Consider the following 5,687-nt stretch of genomic DNA (forward strand, 5'->3'; position numbering starts at 1 on the left):
ACGTGGCTGGACAAGTGTTCCGCATTGGCCACCTTGGCAGCCTGACGGACGTCATGGCGCTTTCCGGTATCGCGACCGCCGAAATGTGCATGGTCGACCTTGGTCTGGACATCAAGCTTGGTTCGGGCGTTGCAGCGGCACAGGATTTCTATCGCCATGGATCAAATATCGCGCAGAAGGTGGCCGCAGAATGAAAGACACGACCATGATCATCCCCACTTATGATGACATGCTTGCCGCACACGAACGGATCAAGCCGCATATCAACCGCACTCCAGTGTTGCAGTCGGCCTATCTGAACGAGTTGACCGGCGCAGAGCTGTTCTTCAAGTGTGAAAACTTCCAAGAGCCGGGTGCTTTCAAGGTGCGCGGCGGATCTAACGCGGTATTCGGGCTTAGCGATGCTGAAGCGGAACGTGGTGTGTGCACGCATTCGTCAGGCAACCACGCCCTTTGTTTGTCCTACGCGGCTGGTCGCCGGGGCATCCCGTGCAACGTGGTTATGCCGCGCACAGCACCGCAGGCTAAGAAAGATGCCGTGCGCCGTTACGGTGGGACCATCACAGAATGTGAGCCATCGACTACGTCACGCGAAGAGGTCTTTGCCAAAGTGCAGGCCGAAACTGGTGGCGAGTTCGTCCACCCTTACAACGACCCTCGTGTCATTGCCGGGCAGGGTACCTGCTCCAAGGAATTCATGGAGCAGGTTGATGGTCTGGAAATGATTGTCGCGCCAATCGGTGGCGGTGGCATGATTTCGGGCACATGCCTGACCATGTCGACGCTGGCACCTGATGTTCAGATTATCGCTGCAGAGCCGGAGCAGGCAGATGATGCCTATCGCAGCTTCAAGGCCGGGCACATCATCGCTGATGACGCGCCAGAGACGATTGCGGACGGGCTCAAGGTGCCGCTCAAGGATCTGACCTGGCATTTCGTGTCGAGCCATGTGTCCGACATCATGACTGCGTCGGAACAGGAAATCATCGACGCGATGAAAATCACGTGGAAGTACCTCCGTATCGTTATGGAGCCATCCTGTGCCGTACCGCTGGCGGTGATCCTCAAGAACAAGGACCGGTTCGCAGGCAAACGTATCGGTGTGATCGTGACGGGCGGCAACGTGGATCTGGACAAACTGCCATGGATGACAAGCTAAAGCTCTTTCGTCCCGGCTTTGTTTCCGATAGGAAACCTGAGAGAAAATACGAAACACGCCCATCCCGTGCATTGCATGGGAAACGCATTCAATTCGGAGAGACGCTATGAAAGACATGACCGTATTCGACGATTACGAAGTGGGCTTTGACATCCCGGCAAAACCGGGCATGGCCGAAGCTGATGTTCAGACACCGAGCCTTGTGCTCGACCTTGATGCGCTCGAGCGCAACATCAAAAAAATGGGCGACTACGCCAAAGCACATGGTATGCGTCACCGGGTGCACGGAAAGATGCACAAGTCCGTAGATGTTGCACTGCTCCAAGTGGAATTGGGCGGTGCTTGCGGTGTGTGCTGTCAGAAGGTCTCTGAGGCCGAAGTGTTCGCTCGTGGTGGCATCAAAGACGTACTGGTGTCAAACCAAGTCCGTGACCCAGCCAAGATTGACCGACTGGCGCGTATGCCCAAGCTTGGTGCGCGGACGATCTGCTGCGTAGATGATCTGGCCAATGTGGCAGACCTGTCGGCGGCAGCAGTCAAGCATGGGACACAGATTGAGTGTTTGGTCGAGATCGACTGCGGTGCGGGTCGTTGCGGTGTGACGACGACCCCTGCAGTTGTCGAGATCGCCAAGGCAATCGAAGCGGCAGACGGTCTTAAGTTCGCGGGTATCCAAGCCTATCAGGGCGCAATGCAGCACATGGACTCTTACGAAGAACGCAAGGAAAAGATCGCCATTGCCGTGGCTCAGGTCAAGGACGCGGTTGATACGCTCAAAGCCGATGGGATCGAGTGTGACATCGTTGGCGGTGGCGGCACGGGATCGTACTACTTTGAATCGAACTCGGGCGTATACAACGAACTACAATGCGGCTCCTATGCATTCATGGATGCCGATTACGGTCGGATCCTCGATAAGGACGGCAAGCGCATCGACCAAGGCGAATGGGAGAACGCGCTTTTCATCCTGACCTCGGTCATGAGCCATGCGAAAGCTGACAAGGCCATTGTTGATGCAGGTCTCAAGGCGCAATCTGTGGACAGTGGCCTTCCGGTGATCTTTGGCCGCGACGATGTTCAGTATGTCAAATGTTCCGACGAGCATGGCGTCGTGATGGACACGGGTGGTGTTCTTAACGTCAATGATAAGCTCAAGCTGGTTCCGGGCCATTGTGACCCAACCTGCAACGTGCACGACTGGTATGTTGGTGTCCGTAACGGGGTTGTTGAAGCTGTCTGGCCGGTTTCGGCCCGCGGTCGCGCCTATTGATCTGGTTTCGGATCGGGCGGGCCCGACCCGACCACTTGGGGGGCCAGCCCCCCAAACCCCCCGAGATATTTGAAAACCAGAGAAGACAGGACGGTGCGCAGTTAGGACTGTCGCACCGTTTTTGCGAGGGAGAGACCATGTATATTGTTCCTGAAGCCCGGATTGCCGATCTCGTATCGCGCGAGGCCTCGTTCGAAGCGGTCGAACAGGTGTTTGCTGCGATGGCGTCAAAAGATGCGTATAACTTCCCGGTCGTGCGCGAGGCGATTGGCCATGAGGATGCGCTTTATGGTTTCAAGGGCGGGTTTGATCGCGTTGGTGGATCGCTTGGCCTTAAGGCAGGCGGATACTGGCCGCACAATCTTGAGAAGCGGGGGTTGATCAACCACCAGTCGACTGTGTTCCTGTTTGATCCTGACACGGGCAAGGTGCACGCAATGGTGGGCGGGAACCTGCTAACTGCGCTTAGAACGGCGGCGGCGTCTTCTGTGTCGATCAAACATTTGGCCCGGGCGGATGCCAAGGTGATGGGCATGGTGGGTGCTGGGCATCAGGCGACATTCCAACTGCGCGCAGCGTTGGAACAGCGGTCGTTCGAGAAGGTGATTGGCTGGAACTACCATCCCGAAATGCTGCCGAACATTGAAAAGGTCGCTGCGGAGGCGGGTGTGCCGTTTGAAGCGGTTGATCTGCCGGGGATGGCAGAGGCGGATGTGATTATTTCGATCACATCGGCGTTTTCGCCATCACTCATGGCGGATCACGTGAGTGAAGGCACGCATCTGGCCTGCATGGGCACCGACACCAAAGGCAAGCAAGAGGTTGAGGCGGCGCTGTTGGCCAAGGCAAAGGTGTTTACCGACGAAGTTGCGCAGTCGATTTCTATTGGCGAGGCGCAGCATGCGGTTGGGTCCGGCCTGATTGCTGAAAGCGACGTGATCGAGATTGGCGCTGTCATCAACGGCACGCATCCGGGCCGCTCGTCGGACACTGACATCACGCTGTTTGATGGCACGGGGGTGGGTCTTCAGGATTTGGCGGTGGCGTCCAAGGTTGTGGAGTTGGCGATCGAACGGGGCGTGGCGATCGAGGTGGATTTCTAAGGTTGATCCACGGATAACGTGTTTTTCTTCACCAAAAAATAAGGGCTTAGGGCGCGATTTGACGCGCCCATAGTCTTTGTATTTCAGGCAGTCGCTTGTGGATTTTTCAACCTGCCGCCAGACCTATTTTTTCCGCTAATAGGTCCACTCCACCTCTGTGTATCCCGTTTTGATCTCGGCGTAGGTCCATTCGATTTTTTCATATCCCATGCTGATCGTTTCGGTTGGCACGACATCGCTTTTGGTAGCGACATCCGCGACTTTGACACCAGACAGTGTAAAGGTACATGTTCCAACAGGCCCCAGCCTGGGGCTGGAATCCACCAAGGTCAATGATGTGAGCCGTCCGCTTGATGTTGCGATGTCGCGAAAGGGCGAGGTTTTCGAACTTACAGGTCGGTTGAATTCGAGTGTGCCCCGGCCGCCGGCACCGAATTTGGTTGATCCGGGTGCAGTCGCGCTGCTCCCGCTGATGGAGTAGCTGGTGACTACGACTTTCTCAAGTTTATACTTTAAATATGACGGCTTTGTTCCGCCGGAGCCGAGTTTGCCTGTGGCCTGTGAGCTCTTGGATTCACCCTTAATGTCGCCAAGTTTGAGGTATGCGGGCATGCGTTTCTCCTAAAAATCATTTTTCACGTGATCGGACAGGAAGGCCCTATGATGGCGCGGTTCTAGCGGGTAAATATCCGCTGCCAGGCGGCGCTGCTCTGGCTGCTGGCTTCGAACTTGACCAAGAGGTCTTTTCACGCGCTATCCGGGATTAGTTCCTTAGGATCAGTAGTATTATCTGGATAGTCATTGCTGGGTCGCACTGCGAATAGGCAGGCATATTTCAACGCTACCATGTTTGGGCAGGCAATCAAGAAATTTGGCTTTAATTGAGATTGGAAGGTTCAGTGCATCGACCTTTCTGCCTAGGCGCAATCAACTGTTAGGATTAGATGTACGTAATATATACGAGCGTCTGGTGAAGTGCAGTCACCTTTGAAGACCATCGTGCACTTAACCTTCATTCGGCAAAGGCCGCGCTCTGTATATCAGGGTCAATCAGCTGGAATGTGCTCTTTTTCAGGAGCGCAGGACAAAAGGGCAAGAATGAGAGGGAGCCTTGCGTCAAAAAAAGCGCCCCTGACAAAAATCAGCGGCGCTTTCACTTTTGGTCACATCGCATTTGCTTATTTGCTAGAAGTCGAGCCTTCACCGTGCCCTGCCATACCGCCTGACACTTCTTCGGTGCTTTCGTCCGACAGTTCTTCTGGCAGTACGAGGTTCAGAACGATTGCGATCAGGGCGGCGGGCAGGATGCCCGAAGTTGCAAGAACCTTGAGCGTTTGCGGCAGGTATTGCAATGCGTCCGGTTCAAGCTGAAGGCCCAGACCCAAAGACAGAGCAATCGCGAAAATCACCATGTTGCGGCGGTTCCAATTGACGTCAGACAGCATCGAAATACCCGCCGCGACGACCATGCCAAACATGACAATCACACCGCCACCCAGAACTTCGATGGGCACGGAAGAGATCACTGCACCAACCTTGGGGATCAGACCGCATAGGATCAGGAAAATTGCGCCAATGGTGACGACACCCCGGCTCATCACGCCGGTCATGGCGATCAGGCCGACGTTCTGACTGAACGACGTGTTGGGAAGGGCACCGAACAGGCCAGACACAGCGGTGCCGATCCCGTCCGCATATGTTGCGCCCTGGATTTCTTTGTCCGTTGCTTCGCGACCTGCACCGCCCTTGGTGATGCCGGACACGTCGCCGACGGTTTCGACCGCCGACACAAAAGACATGAGGCAGAAGCCAATGATCGCCGCGACCGAGAACTCAAGGCCAAAATGCAGCGGGTTTGGAAGCGCAAAACTTGCCGCGCGGCCGATATTGCCAAGGTTCACCTGACCCAGCGCAAAGGCCACCGCATAGCCAACCAGCAGGCCCACCAGAACGGCCGAGACCGACAGCATGCCACGGGTTAAAAACTTGAGCCCCAGCGTGACGATGATCACGGTTCCGGCCATCGTCCAGTTGAGCAGGGAACCGTATTCCTCGGTTCCGATGGCAGGTACGCCACCTGCGGCGTACTGGATGCCAACCTTGACCAGCGCAAGGCCGATCATCGTGACCACCAGACCAGTGACCAATGGCGGCA

Annotated in this window: 5 protein-coding genes and 1 pseudogene; 4 read left to right on the top strand and 2 right to left on the bottom strand. The window is 55.8% G+C overall.

The genetic code is table 11. The features are described from left to right. The 4 genes and pseudogenes from ACTG4M_RS16850 to bhcD form a co-directional block, all read left to right on the top strand. A pseudogene (locus ACTG4M_RS16850) lies at positions 1-194 on the top strand (serine--glyoxylate aminotransferase); the annotation flags it as partial. Next, positions 191-1,159 carry a beta-hydroxyaspartate dehydratase BhcB gene (gene bhcB, locus ACTG4M_RS16855; protein WP_439124829.1) on the top strand — a complete coding sequence of 323 codons (969 nt, stop codon included), beginning with the start codon at positions 191-193 and terminating at the stop codon, positions 1,157-1,159. The pseudogene ACTG4M_RS16850 and the gene bhcB, both read left to right, overlap by 4 nt. 106 nt (positions 1,160-1,265) lie before the next feature. Continuing rightward, positions 1,266-2,429, top strand: a complete 1,164-nt coding sequence (gene bhcC / locus ACTG4M_RS16860) for a 3-hydroxy-D-aspartate aldolase BhcC (RefSeq protein ID WP_439124830.1) — start codon at positions 1,266-1,268, stop codon at positions 2,427-2,429. A gap of 137 nt (positions 2,430-2,566) precedes the next feature. Beyond that, positions 2,567-3,532 (top strand): iminosuccinate reductase BhcD, encoded by a 966-nt coding sequence (gene bhcD, locus ACTG4M_RS16865; RefSeq protein WP_439124831.1) that lies wholly within the window; start codon positions 2,567-2,569, stop codon positions 3,530-3,532. Between the two features lie 135 nt (positions 3,533-3,667). Here bhcD and ACTG4M_RS16870 read toward each other — a convergent pair whose 3' ends face one another. Both ACTG4M_RS16870 and ACTG4M_RS16875 read right to left on the bottom strand, forming a co-directional pair. Beyond that, entirely contained in the window at positions 3,668-4,144 is a 477-nt protein-coding gene (locus tag ACTG4M_RS16870) for a hypothetical protein (protein ID WP_439124832.1), read from the bottom strand. 566 nt (positions 4,145-4,710) lie between these two features. Beyond that, positions 4,711-5,687 (bottom strand): uracil-xanthine permease family protein (locus tag ACTG4M_RS16875; RefSeq protein WP_439124833.1); only part of this gene is annotated, 977 nt, incomplete at its 5' end.

This window comes from Marivita sp., assembly GCF_965656765.1.
Taxonomy (GTDB): Bacteria; Pseudomonadota; Alphaproteobacteria; order Rhodobacterales; family Rhodobacteraceae; genus Marivita.